Genomic DNA, 18,038 nt, shown 5'->3' on the forward strand with positions numbered 1-18,038 from the left:
GTAATCGACTCGCTCGCGCGCACATAACCGTGAGAAATCAAAGCATTATGCGCGCCGCCAGCTCAAAGTTCGGACTAGCCGTCTGCACGCCAGGCCAAAGAAACGGGGAGCCGAAGCTCCCCGTTTTTTCTTGCGCCAGGGGTCTCACCCCAGCAACAGCGCATCGTCATCCAGCTGCTCATGCCGCGTCTGCTCGAACATCTTCAGCAGGTCCGGCACATCCAGCCCCTTGCGCTTGTCACCCGAAACATCCAGCACTACCTGCCCCTGGTGCAGCATCACCGTGCGTTGGCCATAATCCAGCGCCTGGCGCATGCTGTGCGTCACCATCATCGTCGTCAGCTTGCTTTCCTCGACGATGCGCGCGGTCAGTTCCAGCACGAACGCGGCGGTCTTCGGGTCCAGTGCGGCGGTATGCTCGTCCAGCAGCAGGATGCGCGACGGCTGCAGCGATGCCATCAGCAGGCTCACCGCCTGGCGCTGGCCGCCGGAGAGCAGGCCGATGCGGTCGGTCAGGCGGTTTTCCAGCCCCAGGTTCAGCAGCCGCAGCTTCTCGCGGAAGAGCTCGCGCGAGGCGCGGTTCAGCGCCGGGCGGAAACCCCGCTTCGCGCCGCGCGCCATCGCCAGCGCCATGTTCTCCTCGATGGTCAGCGCCTCGCAGGTGCCGGCCATCGGGTCCTGGAACACGCGCGCCACCAGGTGCGCGCGGTCCCAGGCCGGCTGGCGGGTGACGTCGGTGTCATCGATGGTGATGCGGCCGGAGTCGACCATCTGGTCGCCGCTGATCGCATTCAGGAAGGTCGACTTGCCGGCGCCGTTGGAGCCGATCACGGCGACGAACTGGCCGCTGGGGATTTCCAGCGTGAGGCCGCGCAGCGCGCGGGTCTCGATCGGAGTGCCCGGGTTGAAGGTGAGCTTCAGGTCTTGTGCGCGCAGCATCTCAGGCACCTCCGTTCTTGCGGGCAAACAGCTTCTTGCGCGTGGCCGGCAGCACCAGCGCGATCGTCACCAGCGCGGCGGTGACCAGGTTCAGGTCCTGCGCCTTCAGGCCGATGAAGTCGCTGTTCAGCGCCAGCGCAATGAAGAAGCGGTACAGGATGGCGCCCAGCACCACGGCCAGCGTGGTCCAGATCAGGCGACGCGCCGGCAGCACGGTTTCGCCGATGATCACCGCGGCCAGGCCGATCACGATGGTGCCGATGCCCATCGAGATGTCCGAGCCGCCCTGGGTCTGCGCGAACAGCGCGCCGGCCAGTGCCACCAGCGCATTGGACAGCGCCATGCCGGCCAGCGTGGCGCGGCCGGTGGGGATGCCCTGCGCCCGCGCCATGCGCGGATTGGCGCCGGTGGCGCGCATCGCCAGGCCCAGTTGCGAGCTGAAGAACCAGTCCAGGCCGAGCTTGGCGATCACCACCACGATGAACAGCACCAGCGGACGCAGCACATAGTCGGGCATCCATTCCGGCTGCAGGATGGTGAACAGGGTCGGCTCGGTGATCAGCGGCACATTCGGGCGGCCCATGATGCGCAGGTTGACCGAGTACAGCGCGATCATCATCAGGATACTGGCGAGCAGGTCCATGATCTTGAGCCGGACATTGAGCCAGCCGGTGATCCAGCCTGCCAGCGCGCCGGCGGCGATCGCCACCACGGTCGCCAGGAAGGGATCCTGGCCGGCCGCGATCAGCGTCGCAGCAACGGCGCCGCCCAGCGGGAAGCTGCCGTCAACGGTCAGGTCGGGAAAGTTGAGGATGCGGAAGGAAATCAGCACCCCGAGCGCCACCAGGCTGAAGATCAGGCCGATCTCCAGGGCGCCCAGAAGGGAAAAAAGGGACATGGGGGAATCCTGTTGCGGGGGCCGGCGGCTACCCTGGCGCCGGCTTTTGGGGCGGGCAGCGCTGCCCGTGTGGGGCTGCCTGCCGCCTCGCCCTGTCATGCCCTGCCGGTCCGGATAGGACCGGCGGGGCGCCCTCCGTCCAACGACGGCAGGGACGGGCTTGCCGTGATTACTTGATGACCGTCTTGGCTTCCTTGATCAGCTCCGGCGACAGCGTGGCGCCTTGCTTGGCGGCGGCGCCCGTGTTCACGAACAGCTCCAGGTTGTCGCTGGTCTGCGAAGCGATCGTACCGGGCTTCTCGCCCTTCAGGATGCGCACCACGACCTTGCCGGTCTGGTGCCCCAGGTCGCCGTAGTTGATGCCCAGCGCGGCCACGGCGCCACGCTTGACGCTGTCGGTATCGGCCGCCACCAGCGGGATCTTCGATTCGTTGGCGACCTTGACCAGCGACTCATACGCCGACACCACGTTGTTGTCGGTGTTGGTGTAAATCACGTCGACCTTGCCGATCAGGCTCTTGGCGGCCGGGCCGATGTCCACGGTGCGCGGCGCGGCGGCTTCCTTCAGCGTCAGGCCTTCCTTGGCCAGCAGCTCCTTCAGTTCCTTGACCACCACGACCGAGTTGGCCTCGCCCGGGTTGTAGACCATGCCCACGTTCTTGGCCTTGGGCACCACGCGCTTGATCAGGGCGACCTGCTTGTCCAGGGGCAGCTTGTCCGACACGCCGGTCACGTTGGTGCCCGACGGCGACCAGCTCTTGACCAGCTGCGCGGCGACCGGATCGGTCACGCCCGAATACACCACCGGCACCGTCTTGGTCGCGGCGACCACGGCCTGGGCCGACGGAGTGGCGATGGCAACGATGGCGTTCGGGTTGTCGCCGACGAACTTGCGGGCGATCTGCGCCGCCGTGCCGGTGTTGCCCTGGGCGCTCTGGTATTCCCACTTCAGGCTCTTGTCGGCGTCATAACCGGCGGCCTTCAGCTCGGCGCGCACGCCGTCGCGGATTGCATCCAGTGCAGGGTGGTCGACGATCGACAGCACCTTGACGGTCTGGGCCTGCACGGCGCCGCCGTACAGCAAGGCCAGCGCCACGGCGCCGCCCAGGATCGACTTGGTTGCTGCGAGACCCTTGATGGACTTCATGCTTGTTCTCCCCCGAAAGCTCGGTTCTGGATTGGATGCGGCCGCGGATGGTTCGGTCCGCTGTCCTGGCGCACCCGCGCATGGGCGGGCGGTGCCGGTCCGCGGCGGGCGCAAGGGCTTCCTGCGGCGGGAGGGAGCGTGCGCGGACGCGTCGGATGCGACAGCGATAAGCCTGCGAGGATACCACTTCTCGCGCACGAAATGCGTAGTCATCATGCCGATTGAGAGCATCCGATGCTGTCGGAAGCCTGCAATCGGCCATCGGGGCGCATATTATTGCGCGGGATTCGTGATTTGCCTGTGGATTACCCCGATTGCGGCGATCCGATCTTCATGCAATTGCGCATCCCGGCTTCGAGGTTTTCCTCGAGTTGGATCGCGTGGCCGCCCCCGGGGGGCGGATAAGCGTCAGCGGCGCAGCGCCGCGGCGCAGTCGCGCACCAGCGCCGGGCCGCGGTAGATCAGCCCGCTGTAGACCTGCACCAGCTTCGCGCCGGCGTCGATCTTGGCGCGCGCATCCGCGCCGCTGAAGATGCCGCCCACGCCGATGATCGGCACCGCGTCGCCGACCACGGCGTGCAGCGCGCGCACCACGCGCGTGGAGGCCTCGAACACCGGGCGCCCCGACAGGCCGCCGGCTTCCTCGGCATGGGGCAGTCCCTTGACCGCCTCACGCGAGATGGTGGTGTTGGTGGCGATCACGCCGTCGATCTTGTGGCGCACCAGCGCGTCGCCGATATTGCCGATCTGGTCGGCGTCGAGATCCGGCGCGATCTTCAGCGCCAGCGGCACATAGCGCTTGTGCTGGTCGGCCAGGCGCTGCTGCGCGTCCTTCAGCGTAGACAGGAGGCTGTCCAGTTCGCTCGCGCCTTGCAGCTGGCGCAGGTTCTTGGTGTTGGGCGACGAGATATTGACCGTCACGTAGCTTGCGTGCGGATAGACGCGCTCCAGGCAATACAGGTAGTCGTCATTGGCGCGCTCGATCGGCGTATCGGCGTTCTTGCCGATATTCAGCCCCAGCACGCCGCCCTCGGCCTTCCAGCGCGACGCCTTGACGTTGGCGACAAAGGCATCGACGCCGCCGTTGTTGAAGCCCATGCGGTTGATCAGCGCATCCGCCTGCGGCAGCCGGAACATGCGCGGGCGCGGGTTGCCCGGCTGCGCGCGCGGCGTGACCGTGCCGACCTCGATAAAGCCGAAGCCGAACGCGGCCAGCCCGTCGATATAGGCGCCGTCCTTGTCCAGCCCGGCTGCCAGCCCGACCGGGTTGGGAAAGCGCACGCCCATCACGGTGCGCGGATCATCCGCAATCTTGTTGCCGAGGCAGCCGGCCAGGCCCATGCGGTGGGCGCGCAGCAGGTTGTTCAGCGTGAAATGGTGGGCGTCCTCGGCATCCATCGAGAACAGGGCGGGGCGAAACAGGGGGTAGAGCGCGTTGAGCACGGGGCAGCCGGCCGGCGGGGCCGTCACAGAGTGAATTCCAGCCCGGCATTGTAGCGGCTGGGCCGCTTGCCCGGTGGCGGGCTACCCCTGCGCGGAAGGCGTCTCGGGGGTGTCGGGGGCCGCGGGCGCGGCGTCCTTTTCCTCGAAGGCGTGCCAGTGGTTGCCGGTCAGTACCTGCAGCGGCTGGAAGCGTGCCTTGTACGCCATCTTGCGGCTGTCTGCGATCCAGTAGCCCAGGTACAGGTGTGGCAGGCCGAGCGCATGGGTCTGCTGGATCTGCCACAGGATGTTGAAGGTGCCATAGCTGGCATTACGCTCGAGCGGGTCATAGAAGGTGTAGACCGACGAGAGACCGTCGTCCAGCACGTCGATCATGCTGACCATGCGCAGCCGGCCGGCCTCGGGCGATCCCGGCGGGTCGCGGAACTCCACGAGGCGCGAATTGACGCGGCTCTGCAGCAAGAACTGCTCATACTGGTCGCGGCTGTCCTGGTCCATGCCGCCGCCGGCGTGGCGCATCGACTGGTACAGCAGGTACAGCGAATAGTGCTCTTCGACGTAGGTCAGCGGCGCCACCAGCGCCTGCAGGTGCTCGTGCCGCCGCCACGCGCGGCGCTGCGATCGGTCGGGCGTGAACTGGTCGACCAGCACGCGGCATGGCGTGCACGCGTGGCAGTCGTCGCAATACGGCCGGTAGGTGAAGATGCCGCTGCGCCGGAAACCGGCGCGCACCAGCCGCGAATAGACGTCGGCGTTGATCAGGTGCGCGGGCGTGGCGACCTGCGAGCGCGCCATGCGGCCTTCCAGATAGCTGCAAGCGTAGGGCGCCGTGGCGTAGAACTGCAGCGCAGAGAGCGGTAGTTCCTTCAGCTTGCTCATGACTCTGGGGGCTCCGGGCGGGACGATGCGGGCGAGGGCGCGGACGGGCGGTGAGCGGTGGCGGCGTCCTTCCCTGGATTCAACCGGCTGGCGCGGCTGGTGTCCCGGCCCAGCGCTCCAGCACCGACTTATCGAACCGCCACGGGCTGATCGCGGGCTGCACCGCCGCCGCGCGCACATGTGCGACGAATTGCGCGCGGGGGATCGGGCTGGCGCCCAGCGAGGCCAGGTGATCGGTCTCCTGCTGGCAGTCTATCATCGCCACGCCGTGGTTGCCGAGGAAGGCGCACAGCGCCGCCAGCGCGATCTTGGAGGCGTCGGTGCGGTGCGCGAACATCGACTCGCCGAAGAACATCCGGCCCAGCGCTACGCCGTACAAACCGCCGACACGCTCGCCGCGATACCAGCTCTCCACCGAATGCGCCATGCCGTTGCGATGCAGCGTGCCATAGGCGGCAATGATGTCGTCGGTGATCCAGGTGCCGTCCTGGCCATCGCGCGGCGTGATGGCGCAGGCGCGCATCACGGCCAGGAAATCGTCATCGACGCGAATTTCCCAGTCCGCATCGCGCAGCACGCGGCGCAGCGTCTTGCGCAGTGTCACCGACACACGCAAGGCATGCGGCGCCAGCACCATGCGCGGGTCGGTGCTCCACCACAGCACCGGCTGGCCGCTCGAATACCAGGGAAAGATGCCTTGCCGGTACGCCAGCAGCAGCCGCTGAGGCGACAGGTCGCGGCTCGCCGCCAGCAGCCCCGGCGCATCCGAATCGGCGCCGAGCGCCTGCTCCACCGGCGGAAACGGGTCGTGCGGATCCAGCCAGGCGATCATGCGGGCTGTGCCGGGAGTTGTGCTGCGCGCGCTGGCCGGGCGCTCAGGGCGTGACCGTGGCCCGGCTGGTCAGCGGGCGCATGGGCTTGTCGATATCCAGGCTATGCAGCCGGAAGCTGCCGTCCTGCAGCCGGCCGGCGGCGCGGTCGGCAAAGAAGCAGCGCAGCGTGTGGATCACGGTCGGGAACGCGAGTTCGTCCCACGGCACGTCGGCTTCTTCCACCAGCTTGACCTCCAGGCTTTCCTCGCCCGGCGCGATGTCGAGGTCGTCCAGCGTGGCCAGGTAGAACAGGTGCACCTGGTGCACATGCGGCACATTCAGGATCGAGAACAGCTCGCCAACCTGCACGCGCGCGCCGGCTTCTTCCAGCGTCTCGCGCGAGGCGGCTTGTGCGGTGGTCTCGCCGATTTCCATGAAGCCGGCCGGCAGGGTCCAGAAGCCATAGCGCGGCTCGATCGCGCGCTTGCAGATCAGGATCTTGTCTTCCCAGACCGGAATCGTTCCCACGACATTGCGCGGGTTGACGTAGTGGATGGTGCCGCAGCTGTCGCAGACACTGCGCGGGCGGTTGTCGCCATCAGGCACACGCAACACGACCGCATGGCCACAGTTCGAGCAGAATTTCATGAGGGGCGTCCGGGAGGAATGGCGAAAGTGTATCACCCTCGCGAAGGGCGCCGGGGCGGGCCAGCAGGGTAGTGCGATGCGGTCGGTTGCATGCGGCACGGATGATGCCCTCGGCGTTTGTGCGGAGCCTGTGCGAAGCGGCGCGGCCAAAACAAAAAACCCGCCAGCGGCGGGTTTGTCTGTCGGACGGATCGGATGATTTGCAGTATCCAACCGCATCATCAAGCGGTTGGTTGCGGGGGCAGGATTTGAACCTGCGACCTTCGGGTTATGAGCCCGACGAGCTGCCAGACTGCTCCACCCCGCGTCCGTCGAAGAAAAGATTATAGGGCACTTGGTTGCGCATTGCAACACCTGATTCGAAATATCATCAGGCACGGCGACAACCCTCATGCCACAACGATTAGATCGCCGCGAGCGCGAACAGGTTCAGCCCGCGCCGGGACTATCGCTTGTGCGCTGCCACAGCGTAGCGGCGAACTCGAAGCTGTCGCGCTGCTGCAGGTCGTCGCGCTGCCAGATCACGCGGTCGCGGCGCACGGTCAGCATCCAGGTGGTGGTCGCCAGTGGCTGCGGGTGGGCGAAAGCGCGCGGCGTCAGCACCGCGCCGCACAGGCCGCGGAGCGGGTCGCGGACCGAAGCGTAGCGGATCATGCCAAGGCCGGCTTCGCGCGCGATGCGGCCGAAGGCCTGGCAGGGCTCATGTTGGTCGGGGTCGGTCCAGGTGTCGCGGTCACGGTCGAAGGGCGGGGCGTCGAGCGCCACGCCGTCGGTGGCGATGCGCACTTCGAACAGCGTCTGCGCGCGCGCGTCGATGCGTGGCAATGCCGGGCTGTCGTTAAGGAAGCGCCAGCGCCAGTAGCCCAGTTCCGCGCAGGCGGTGCGGATCTCCGCGGCGCCGTAGAACACGCCCGGGTCCTGGGCGGCGCGGAAGCGCGAGCCCCAGGGGGATGGGGGATAGCGAAAGGGGGTGAACAGCAGGTAGTGCAGGTGGCGTGCCTCGATCGGCACGGCGGGTTTGCCGGCATCGAGCACGGCTTCCAGCACAGCCTGTTCTTCGAGGCTGTCGACCAGTGGCATGGTGGAGACAACGTGCTGGGCTTCCACCGCCCGCCACAGCGTGAGCGCGAACTGCCGGCGCTCAGATGCGACCGCGGGTGGCGTCCAGGTAGTGAACGACACGGACCAGACCTTCCGTTGTGCGGATCATTTCGATGGGCTTGCCGCCGAGTGCCAGGTTTTCATGGGTGAGCCACAGCCGCGCCTGGTCGCCATGGCCGAGGATTGCGTCCAGCGAGCGGAACAGGCGCACGAACAGAACGCCGAATTCCCACTCCTTGCGGTGGGCATCGAGCACATAGCCGCCGGATGCCATGCGCGATACAGAAGCCGTGCTGATGCCGAGCACACTCGCTACCACCGCCTGGCTGATGCCGAGGAAGCTGGCGGCGCGCATGACCGCCTTGGTCAGCGTGGTGCCGGGGTCGGGGCCGCCGGCGGGGTCTGTTTCCGGGATCCGCCTGGATTGCATCGCCTTGCTCCTGTTTCTTGAGAAATATTATAGGCGAACGATTTCAGAAGGGAAGCGTTTGGCGCAAAAAGCGCCGGCCCGCCGGATTCTGGCGGGCCGGCATCGGTTAGACAGGCGTGCAGGCTAATAGGTCTCGATATGCAGCCGGCCCTCGGCTTTCATGGTGGCTTCCAGTTCGGCCCAGTTGCGGCCGGCACCGGCGCAGACCGCGTCGAAGGCGGCCAGCACGCCTTCCTCCATCCCTTTGAGGCCGCAGATGTAGACATGGCCGTTCGGGTCCGTGAGCAGGGCGGCCGCGGCATCGGCGGCCTCGCGGATCGCGTCCTGCACATAGCGGCGCGGCGCATCGGGGTCGCGCGAAAAGGCGAAATGGATGTCGAGGAAATCCCTGGGCAGTTTGAGCAGCGGGCCGAAGTAGGGCAACTCATTGGCATTGCGAGCGCCGAAAAACAGCATCCGGCGCCCGCGGAAGTGCGCCAGGTTGCGGCGCATGCGCTCGGTCATGGCGCGCATGGGGGCAGAGCCGGTGCCGGTGCAGATCATCATCACGCTGGCTTCGGCGTGGTTCGGCATCAGGAAGGTGGCGCCGAACGGGCCCACCACCTGCACGGTATCGCCCTTGGCCAGATCGCACAGGTAGCTGGACGCCACGCCGCGCACCGGCCGGCCGGCATGGTCCTGGTCGACCCGCTTTACCGTCAGCGCGAGGTTGTTGTAGCCGGGGCGCTCGCCGTCGCGCGGGCTGGCCACCGAGTACATGCGGATGTAGTGCGGCTTGCCGGCGGCGTCGGTGCCCGGCGGCACGATGCCGATCGACTGGCCTTCCAGGATCGGGAAGAAGTGGGTGCCGAAGTCCAGCACGATATGGTGGATATCGCTGGACGCGTCCTCGGCGGTGAGCCGATAGTTGCCGGCCACCGTCGCCGTGACCGGGGCGCGCACGCCGTGCAGGTTCACATACGGGTGTGCCGCCGACCAGGGCGCGCGCGGCGAGGTGTGGCGGCTGGTTTCCACCGATTGGATCGTGACTTCAGGCGCGGCCGGCGCCGCGGCCGCGGCACCTTCGATCGCGGTATCCAGCTCAGGCAGCGGCACCTCGGCCGGCAGTTCGTCCCACAACAGCTGTGCCTCGATGGTATAGGCGTCGCCGCGCAGCATGGTGCGCCAGTTGTCGATGGCGCCGGTCGGGCACGGCGACAGGCAGGCGTTGCAGCCGTTGCAGACGTCGGCCTTGACCACGTAGTTGCGGTCGTCGTGGGTGATGGCGTCGATCGGGCAGGTGTCTTCGCAGGTATTGCAGCGGATGCAGATTTCCGGGTCGATCAGGTGCTGCTTGATGATGTCGGGGGCGCCCATCGCTTATCTCCGGTATCTCCTTGCTCAGTTGAAACGCACGTACTCGAAATCCATCGGCTGGCGGTTGATGCCCACCGCCGGCGGCGCAATCCAGTTGGCGTACTTGCCGGGCTCGACCACTCGGCCCATCAGGCTGGCGACAAAGGCGCGGTCCTCGTCCGTGGCGAGCCACTTGCGCTCGCTGGCTTTCCACTCGGCCTCGGAGATCAGCTCGCCTTGCGGCGACACGTGCACGTTGGCCAGCGTGCCGATCTTGCGGTTGAAGGCCTTGTGCGGAACGGTCAGGCGGAAGGGGATGCCGGCTTTCTCGATCACCTTGTTCCAGCGCGCCACGCCGCCCATGCTGTCCTTGATGTAGTCGTCGCGCAGCACTTCATTGAGCGCATTGAGCATCGGCACCTCGCGCTCGCCGAGATGGCCGTCGCGCACTTCCAGCACGCGGTAGACGTCGCCCTTGAGCACGTGGTCGTCGGCGCGCTTGCCTTCCTCGAAACGGCCCTTCAGGCCGGCGCTGTAGAAGGTGGCCGCGTTGGACGACTGGTCCGCGCCAAAGAGGTCGATGGTCACGCTGTAGTGGAAGTTCAGGTAGCGCTGGATCGTCTCCAGGTCGATCACGCCGGCAGCGCGCACCTGTTCCGGATCTTCGATGCCGCGTTCGCGCATGACCTCGCAGGTGCGCTGGATCACGCGCGACACGCCCGATTCGCCGACGAACATGTGGTGCGCTTCCTCGGTCAGCATGAAGCGCGTGGTGCGCGCGAGCGGATCGAAGCCCGACTCGGCCAGCGCGCACAGCTGGAACTTGCCGTCGCGGTCGGTGAAGTAGGTGAACATGAAGAACGACAGCCAGTCCGGCGTGCGCTCGTTGAAGGCGCCGAGGATGCGCGGATTGTCCTGGTCGCCGGAGCGGCGCTCCAGCAGCGCCTCGGCTTCTTCGCGGCCGTCGCGGCCGAAGTAGCGGTGCAGCAGATAGACCATGGCCCACAGGTGGCGGCCTTCTTCGACGTTGACCTGGAACAGGTTGCGCAGGTCGTACAGGCTGGGCGCTGTCAGGCCCAGGTGGCGCTGCTGCTCGACCGATGCCGGCTCGGTGTCGCCCTGCGTGACGATGATGCGGCGCAGGTTGGCGCGATGCTCGCCGGGCACGTCCTGCCACGCGGCTTCGCCCTTGTGCTCGCCGAAATGGATCTTGCGCTCCGGGTCGGCCGGCTGCAGGAAGATGCCCCAGCGGTAGTCGGGCATCTTGACGTGCTCGAAGTGCGCCCAGCCCGACGGGTCGACCGACACCGCGGTGCGCAGGTACACGTCGAAATTGTGCGAGCCATCCGGTCCCATGTCGCGCCACCAGTCGAGGAAGGCGGGCTGCCAGTGTTCGAGCGCGCGTTGCAGCGCGCGGTCGTCGGACAGGTTGACGTTGTTGGGGATCTTCTGGCTGTAGTCGATGCTCACGGTGTCTCCTCGTTGTGCTCGCTGGCGCAGGGCGGGCGTTACACCCGGTCCCAGTCGAAGCGCGCCTTGTTGCCGGTGCCGAATACCTTCAGCGCGCCGTTCTCGCCGACGGCGTTGGGCCGCTGGAAGATCCAGTTCTGCCATGCGGTCAGGCGGCCGAAAATGCGCGTTGCCATGTTCTCGGCGCCGCCGAAGCGCAGATTGGCTTCCATGCCGGTGAGTGCGTCGGGCGACAGGCTGGCGCGCTCTTCCAGCGCGATGCGGATCTCGTCCTCCCAGTCGATGTCGTCGGGCGCGGCGGTGATCAGGCCGAGCGAGTCGGCGCTGAGCGCGTCGAGCGGCGCGCCGATGTGTTCGCGCACCGCGGCCAGCGCGGTCTCGTCGCCATAGAAGCGCGCGGCCAGCCGGGTTTGCCCGTTCGGCATCGGGTAGCGGCCGAAATTGACCGCGGACACGAAGATGCGCGGCGCGTCGTCGGGCGCGTCGGGCAGGTGCAGCATGTAGCTGCGGTCGGCCGCCAGCACCAGTTCCAGCAGCGTGCCGGCGAAGCACGAATCCTGCTCGATCAGCGCGATCAGGCTGCGCGACGACACATCCAGCCGCGCCAGCGTGCGGCGCAGCATGCCGATGGTCTCGCGCACGAACCAGTGGCCGGCATTGGCTTCCAGCAGCGCATCGGCTGACAGTACCTGCGCCGGGTCGCCGTCAGTCTTCAGCACCCAGATGCCGATGTCGAGGTGGTTGGTGCGCAGCGTCAGGATGGCATCGTCGAGCTCGCGCGCCATCTTCAGCGGCCACCATTGCGCCCCGGCCGCGACCACGCCGGCGAGATCGGCGGGCTGGTGCTTGTCGGGGCCGAATACGGTGAGCGTGGCCTTGCGTGCCGCGGGATCGATGTGCACGCGCACGGTCTCGTAGCGGTAGCCGTCGGGCTCGACGGTGCGCGACAGCGGGGTCAGCGTGATGCCGTGGTGGCCCTGCGGACGGTCGCTGGTGGCGGCGAGTGCCGCAGCGCGCTCGGCGACGTATTCGGCAAAGCGCGCCGGCTTGACCACTTCATCGACCAGTTTCCAGTCCCTGGCGCGCTGGCCGCGCACGCCCTCGGTGGTGGTGCAGAAGATATCGGCATGGTCGCGCCGGACCTTGCGCTTGTCGGTCACCCGGGTCAGGCCGCCGGTGCCGGGCAGTACGCCCAGCAGCGGCACTTCGGGCAGGCTGACCGCGGAAGAACGGTCGTCGACCAGCACGATCTCGTCGCAGGCCAGCGCCAGCTCGTAGCCGCCGCCGGCGGTGGTGCCGTTGCAGGCGGCGATGAATTTCAGTCCCGAGTGCTCGCTGGCATCCTCGATGGCGTTGCGGGTCTCGTTGGTGAACTTGCAGAAGTTGACCTTCCACGCGTGCGACGACTGGCCCAGCATGAAGATGTTGGCGCCGGAGCAGAAGATCCGCTCGCGCGCGCTGGTCAGCACCACGGTGCGCACTTCGGGATGCTCGAAGCGGACGCGCTGCAGCGCGTCATGCAGTTCGATATCGACGCCGAGGTCATAGGAATTCAGCTTGAGCGCGTAGCCGGGGCGCAGGCCGGCTTCCTCGTCGACGTCCATCGCCAGCGTGGCGACGGGGCCGTTGAAGCTGAGCTTCCAGTGGCGGTATTGGTCGGGATGGCGCTCGAACGTGACGGGGGCGGGGGCTGCTGCCTGGGCGGCAGGCTGAAGTGGGGCGGGTGCCGGCGCGGACATGGCTGTCTCCTTGATGCACTATAGTGCCTTGCGGCTTTTGATGAAATATAGTGCAGAGGAAGGCGCGGCGCAATGCCTGATTGCCCCGCGCGCGGAATGCGGCGGGGTGGGAGGGGATGAAGCCGGTCAGGCGCCGGCGGCCTGCAGTTGCGCGCGCAGCTGTTGCAGCGAGGTCGCGGCATCCAGGCCGCTGGTGTCGATCGAGATATCGGCGCGGGCGTACAGCGGCGTGCGTGCTTGCAGGATGCGGCGCAGGTCGGCCATGGCTTCGCGGTTGCCTTCCATCGGGCGCATGTCGCCCTGGGCCACCACGCGCGCCATGTGCTCTTCCGGCGAGGTGCGCACCCAGATGGTGTAGCACTGTGCCAGCAGCAGGTTGAAAGTTGCCGGCTCCGATACCAGGCTGCCGGGCGTGGCCAGCACCATGCGCTCGTTCTCGCGCAGCGTGCGTTCCAGCGCTCGCATCTCGTAGCGGCGGTAGGCGGCCTGGCCGTACAGCGAATGGATTTCGGACAGGCTGGCGCCGGCTTCCTGCTCGATCACGGTGTTCAGTTCGACAAAGGGTACATCGCGCGCGGCCGCCAGCGCGCGGCCCAGCGTGGACTTGCCGGCGCCGCGCAGGCCGATCAGCGCGATGCGGCGGTGGCGCGCGTCACCGGATTCCTCAGGCGCCAGCGCATGGCGGCAGGCTTCGCGCACCCGCGCCAGGTCCGCGGCCGGCAGCTGCGCGAGCCATTGCACCATCTGCGCGAACTCCGTCGCCTGCTGGCCGTTCAAGCCGTTCGGGCCGTCCACCTCGGCCAGCACCACCGGCAGCGGCACGTCGAGCGCGCCGGCCACCTGGCGCAGCAGCAGCACCGAGGCATTGCCGGTGCCGGTTTCGAGGTTGGCAAGGTAGCGCTCGGACACGCCGGCGCCGCGCGCCAGGTCTTTGCGCGACATGCCGCGCGAGGCGCGCAGCGAGCGGATGCGGTCGCCCAGTTGCGTCAGGTAGGGGTCGCGCTCGCTGTTGGCGGCCGGCGCGGACGCGTCGCGTGCGGGGCGGGCGTCGGAATCGATGGCGGGCAGCGGGGCTGGGTCGCGGCGCATGGTGTCGAAGGTCATGTTGGCCAAGCGGCACCTGGGCCGCCCGGCAAAAAAACAAGGGCGCATTATACGAGCAGGCTTGCGGTGTCTTGTGGCGCGTCGGGCTCCCCGCTCAGCGACTCCCCGCAAGGCGCTGTCTTATAGTGCATCCCCTTGCTTGCATAATAGTTGATATGAAATAAAATGCATCGCAAAGCGCGGTGCCGGCACGTAACGTGATCCGGACATCGCGATAACTGCGACTGGCCTGGCGCCTGGCGCGCAGCTACCGGTCCCGGTGGCGCGCGGCTTGCGACACCAAGGAGTGGAGACATGACGCCCCCCAATACTGCCGCGACCGCCGCCGGCACCGTCGCGGTGCTGCCGCCGCGCTACAACGCCGCCGAAGACCTGCTTGCGCGCAACCTCGCTGCAGGACGGGGCGACAAGGTCGCCTATGTCGACGACGCCACTTCGCTGACCTATGCCGCACTCGATGCCCGCGCCCGCCGCTTTGCCGGCGCGCTGCGCGACGCGGGGTTTCGGCAGGAAGAGCGCCTGCTGCTGTGCGCGCTCGATACCGTCGACTTCCCCACGGTGTTCCTTGGCTGCCTGCTGGCGGGAGTGGTGCCGGTAGCGGTCAATACGCTGCTGACCGCGGACGACTATGCCTACATGCTCGAGCACAGCGGCGCCCGCGCGGTGGTGGTATCGACGCCGTTGTTACCGGTGATGCAGGCCGCGATCGACAAGAGCGGTCTGTCACCGACGGTGATCCAGGCCGCTCCGCACGGCGATGCGGCGCCGGCATGCAGCGTGGGCGCGATGCTGGCTCGCACCCGTTCGCCAGCGCCGGTCGCGCGCACCGGCCCCGATGACATGGCGTTCTGGCTCTATTCGTCGGGCTCGACCGGCCGTCCCAAGGGCACGGTGCATACCCACGGCAACCTGTTCCATACCGCCGACCTCTATGCCCGCCAGGTGCTTGGTATCCGCGAGGACGACGTCGTGTTCTCGGCCGCCAAGCTGTTCTTTGCCTACGGGCTGGGCAATGCGCTGACCTTCCCGATGTCGGTTGGTGCGACCACCGTGCTGATGGCCGAACGGCCCACGCCGACGGCAGTGTTCCGGCGCCTGCGCGAGCAGCGGCCCACCGTTTTCTACGGTGTGCCCACGCTGTTCGCGGGCATGCTCGCCGCGCCCGACTTGCCGGCGCGCGACGAAGTGGCGCTGCGCGTGTGCACCTCCGCCGGCGAGGCATTGCCGCGCGATATCGGCGAGCGTTTCCTGGCGCATTTCGGCTGCGACATCCTGGATGGCATTGGCTCCACCGAGATGCTGCATATCTTCCTGTCGAACCGGCCCGGCGAGGTACGCTACGGCACTACGGGCCAGGCCGTGCCGGGCTACCAGCTGAAGTTGCTGGACGAGCGCGGCGAACCATGTGCGCCCGGCGAGATCGGCGACCTCTACATCAAGGGCCCGAGCGCGGCGCTGATGTACTGGTGCAATCGCGACAAGACCCGCGACACCTTCGTCGGCGAATGGACGCGCAGCGGCGACAAGTACCTGCGCGATGCCGACGGCTACTACACCTATGCCGGGCGCAGCGACGACATGCTCAAGGTCGGCGGCATCTACGTCTCGCCGTTCGAGGTCGAGGCCGCGCTGGCGCTGCATCCGTCCGTGCTGGAAGCCGCGGTGATCGGCGTGGCCGATGCCGACGAGCTGGTCAAGCCCAAGGCCTTCGTCGTGCTGCGGCCGGGCCAGCAATGGCATGGCGGCATGGCCGCGGAGCTGCAGGCATTCATCAAGTCGCGGCTGGCGCCGTACAAGTACCCGCGCCAGATCGAATGCGTGACGGAACTGCCCAAGACCGCCACCGGCAAGATCCAGCGGTTCCGGCTGCGCCAGCGCGAAGAAGCCGCGCGCCAGTCCCCGACAACGCCTTCCTGAAGCGATGCAAGAGCGATGCAAGACAACGAGATGCCGATGCCGGCCGGCCTGGTGGAAATCCCCTTCGATGAACGTCGTATCCAGATCGAATACCAGTGGCTGCGCCCCGCGCGTACGCAGCGTCCGCTGGTGGTCTTTTTGCACGAAGGCCTGGGCTCGGTCAGCATGTGGCGCGATTTCCCGCGCAATTTCTGCGAGGCCGGCGACTATCGCGGCCTGGTGTTCTCACGTTACGGCTACGGCCGCTCCACGCCGCGCCCGCATGCCGAGAAGTGGCGCCCCGATTTCATGCACCGCCAGGCGCGCGAGGCCTTGCCGGCATTGTTCGACGCGCTCGAAATCGGCCCCGGCCGCAAGCATGGCGTTCCCTGGCTGATGGGGCATAGCGATGGAGGTTCCATCGCGCTGATCTATGCCGCGAGCTTTCCGCAGGCCGTGGACGGCATCACCGTGCTGGCACCGCATATCGTGGTGGAAGACTTGTCGGTCAACAGCATCGCCGCCACGCGTCAGGTCTACCTCGACACCGACCTGCGCGAGCGGCTGGGGCGCCATCATGACGATGTCGACTCCGCATTCTGGGGTTGGAACGATATCTGGCTCGACCCGGAATTCCGCCAGTGGGACCTGCGCCCGCTGCTGTCCGGGCTGAAGGGACCTGTGCTGGCGGTGCAGGGCGAAGACGACGAGTACGGCACCATGGCGCAGATCGAGGGTATCCATCGATATGCCCCACAAACCACCTTGCTTAAACTCGCGCGATGCGGGCACTCGCCACACCGGGACCAGCCTGAGGCGTTGACGCAGGCCGCGGTTCGGCATATAAACACACATACTTCATACCTAAAATAATTGGGCTTCCCGCCCGCTCCGCAGGGTCCGCGGCGCACAATGCGCCGTCGCAGGCCACGGCAGCGGCAGGGGGACCGGCAACGGTCCAGCGAGCCGTCGGCTTGACCACCAGGAGACAACATGCGTCGCATCACCCCGCGCAGGCTCGCGCCTGCCTGCCTTGCCGTCGCCACCGTGTTTGCCATGGCCGGCGCCTTCGCCCAGACCGCACAGCCGGCGCCGGCTGCCCCGGGCGGAAAGATCAAGGTCGGCTTCATGCTGCCGTACACCGGCACCTATGCGGCGCTCGGCACCGCCATCGAGAATGGCTTCCGCATGTATGTGCAGCAGCAGGGCGGCAAGCTCGGCGGGCGCGAGATCGAGTACTTCAAGGTCGACGATGAATCCGACCCTGCCAAGGCTCCGGAAAACGCCACCAAGCTGGTCAAGCGCGACCAGGTCGACGTGGTGGTCGGCACGGTGCATTCGGGCGTGCAGATGGGCATCGTCAAGGTCGCCAAGGAAAACAACACGCTGCTGATCATCCCCAACGCCGGCGTCGACGAAGCCACGGGTCCGCTGTGCGGCCCGAACATCTTCCGCACCTCGTTCTCGAACTGGCAGCCGGGCTATGCGATGGGCCAGGTGCTGGCCGAGCGCGGGCTCAAGAGGGTGGTGACGCTGACGTGGAAGTACGCGGCCGGCGAGCAGTCGGTCAAGGGCTTCAAGGAGGCTTTCGAGGCCAAGGGCGGCAAGGTGGTGAAGGAACTGAGCCTGCCGTTCCCCAACGTCGAGTTCCAGGCGCTGATCACCGAGGTGGCTTCGCTCAAGCCGGATGCCGTGTTCGTGTTCTTTGCCGGCGGCGGCGCGGTCAAGTTCGTCAAGGACTGGGCCGCGGCAGGGCTGAAGGACAAGATCCCGCTGTACGGCTCGGGCTTCCTGACCGACGGCACGCTGGAAGCGCAGGGCAATGCCGCGCAGGGGCTGGAGACCACGCTGCACTATGCCGACGGCCTGACCAATGCGCGCGACAAGAACTTCCGGCTGGACTATGCCAAGGCCTTCAAGCTGCAGCCCGATGTCTATGCGGTGCAGGGCTATGACGCGGCACAGCTGCTCGCGGCCGGTGCCAATGCGGTCAAGGGCGACATGACGCGCAAGGCCGACCTGTACAAGGCCATGGGCGCGGCCAGGATCGACAGCCCGCGCGGTGCCTTTACGCTGTCGAAGGCGCACAACCCGGTGCAGGACTTCTACCTGCGCAAGGTGGACGGGCGCGAGAACAAGGTCAGCTCGGTGGCGGTGAAGGCGCTGGCCGATCCGGCGCGCGGGTGCAGGCTGTAAG

General features: G+C 67.2%; 16 protein-coding genes and 1 tRNA gene. 3 read left to right on the forward strand and 14 right to left on the reverse strand.

What is annotated here, in order from left to right; all coding sequences use genetic code 11:
* Positions 1 to 144 precede the first annotated feature (144 nt).
* From J8I34_RS29695 to J8I34_RS29760, 14 genes are all read right to left on the reverse strand, one after another.
* Positions 145 to 939: an ABC transporter ATP-binding protein gene (locus J8I34_RS29695; protein ID WP_063238620.1), complete on the reverse strand. Its 795-nt coding sequence runs from the start codon at positions 937 to 939 to the stop codon at positions 145 to 147.
* A gap of 1 nt (position 940) precedes the next feature.
* Entirely contained in the window at positions 941 to 1,837 is an 897-nt protein-coding gene (locus J8I34_RS29700; protein ID WP_029047685.1) for an ABC transporter permease, read from the reverse strand.
* Between the two features lie 169 nt (positions 1,838 to 2,006).
* Positions 2,007 to 2,984, reverse strand: coding sequence for an ABC transporter substrate-binding protein (locus J8I34_RS29705; RefSeq protein WP_209807736.1), 978 nt, complete (start codon positions 2,982 to 2,984; stop codon positions 2,007 to 2,009).
* Between the two features lie 408 nt (positions 2,985 to 3,392).
* A complete protein-coding gene (locus J8I34_RS29710; RefSeq protein ID WP_209807739.1) occupies positions 3,393 to 4,427 on the reverse strand; it encodes a quinone-dependent dihydroorotate dehydrogenase in 1,035 nt (344 codons plus the stop codon).
* A gap of 81 nt (positions 4,428 to 4,508) precedes the next feature.
* The gene (locus J8I34_RS29715; RefSeq protein WP_029047682.1) at positions 4,509 to 5,306 is read right to left on the reverse strand and encodes an arginyltransferase; all 798 of its coding nucleotides are present in this window, start codon (positions 5,304 to 5,306) and stop codon (positions 4,509 to 4,511) included.
* Between the two features lie 79 nt (positions 5,307 to 5,385).
* Entirely contained in the window at positions 5,386 to 6,138 is a 753-nt protein-coding gene (gene aat / locus J8I34_RS29720) for a leucyl/phenylalanyl-tRNA--protein transferase (RefSeq protein ID WP_029047681.1), read from the reverse strand.
* 43 nt (positions 6,139 to 6,181) lie between these two features.
* Positions 6,182 to 6,766 (reverse strand): NUDIX hydrolase, encoded by a 585-nt coding sequence (locus J8I34_RS29725; protein ID WP_029047680.1) that lies wholly within the window; start codon positions 6,764 to 6,766, stop codon positions 6,182 to 6,184.
* Between the two features lie 230 nt (positions 6,767 to 6,996).
* Positions 6,997 to 7,073, reverse strand: a tRNA-Met gene (locus J8I34_RS29730).
* Between the two features lie 122 nt (positions 7,074 to 7,195).
* A complete protein-coding gene (locus J8I34_RS29735) occupies positions 7,196 to 7,948 on the reverse strand; it encodes an RES family NAD+ phosphorylase (protein WP_029047679.1) in 753 nt (250 codons plus the stop codon).
* Positions 7,908 to 8,297 (reverse strand): MbcA/ParS/Xre antitoxin family protein, encoded by a 390-nt coding sequence (locus J8I34_RS29740; protein ID WP_029047678.1) that lies wholly within the window; start codon positions 8,295 to 8,297, stop codon positions 7,908 to 7,910. The genes J8I34_RS29735 and J8I34_RS29740 overlap by 41 nt, the downstream gene beginning before the upstream one ends.
* A 123-nt stretch (positions 8,298 to 8,420) precedes the next feature.
* The gene (gene boxA / locus J8I34_RS29745) at positions 8,421 to 9,653 is read right to left on the reverse strand and encodes a benzoyl-CoA 2,3-epoxidase subunit BoxA (protein ID WP_029047677.1); all 1,233 of its coding nucleotides are present in this window, start codon (positions 9,651 to 9,653) and stop codon (positions 8,421 to 8,423) included.
* Between the two features lie 24 nt (positions 9,654 to 9,677).
* Positions 9,678 to 11,102, reverse strand: coding sequence for a benzoyl-CoA 2,3-epoxidase subunit BoxB (boxB, locus tag J8I34_RS29750; protein WP_029047676.1), 1,425 nt, complete (start codon positions 11,100 to 11,102; stop codon positions 9,678 to 9,680).
* Between the two features lie 38 nt (positions 11,103 to 11,140).
* Positions 11,141 to 12,841 (reverse strand): 2,3-epoxybenzoyl-CoA dihydrolase, encoded by a 1,701-nt coding sequence (gene boxC / locus J8I34_RS29755; RefSeq protein WP_209807737.1) that lies wholly within the window; start codon positions 12,839 to 12,841, stop codon positions 11,141 to 11,143.
* A gap of 126 nt (positions 12,842 to 12,967) precedes the next feature.
* Complete coding sequence (locus tag J8I34_RS29760) at positions 12,968 to 13,930, reverse strand: helix-turn-helix transcriptional regulator (protein WP_029047674.1); 963 nt, start codon at positions 13,928 to 13,930, stop codon at positions 12,968 to 12,970.
* 309 nt (positions 13,931 to 14,239) lie between these two features.
* Here J8I34_RS29760 and J8I34_RS29765 point away from each other — a divergent pair, with 309 nt between their 5' ends.
* The 3 genes from J8I34_RS29765 (at position 14,240) to J8I34_RS29775 (ending at position 18,037) form a co-directional block, all read left to right on the forward strand.
* Positions 14,240 to 15,862: a benzoate-CoA ligase family protein gene (locus J8I34_RS29765; RefSeq protein WP_029047673.1), complete on the forward strand. Its 1,623-nt coding sequence runs from the start codon at positions 14,240 to 14,242 to the stop codon at positions 15,860 to 15,862.
* Between the two features lie 15 nt (positions 15,863 to 15,877).
* Positions 15,878 to 16,714: an alpha/beta fold hydrolase gene (locus J8I34_RS29770; RefSeq protein WP_245176233.1), complete on the forward strand. Its 837-nt coding sequence runs from the start codon at positions 15,878 to 15,880 to the stop codon at positions 16,712 to 16,714.
* Positions 16,715 to 16,834: 120 nt separating this feature from the next.
* Entirely contained in the window at positions 16,835 to 18,037 is a 1,203-nt protein-coding gene (locus J8I34_RS29775) for an ABC transporter substrate-binding protein (protein ID WP_209770504.1), read from the forward strand.
* The last annotated feature ends 1 nt before the right edge of the window (position 18,038 follow it).

The organism is Cupriavidus phytohabitans (genome assembly GCF_017815025.1).
In the GTDB taxonomy this organism is placed as follows: domain Bacteria; phylum Pseudomonadota; class Gammaproteobacteria; order Burkholderiales; family Burkholderiaceae; genus Cupriavidus.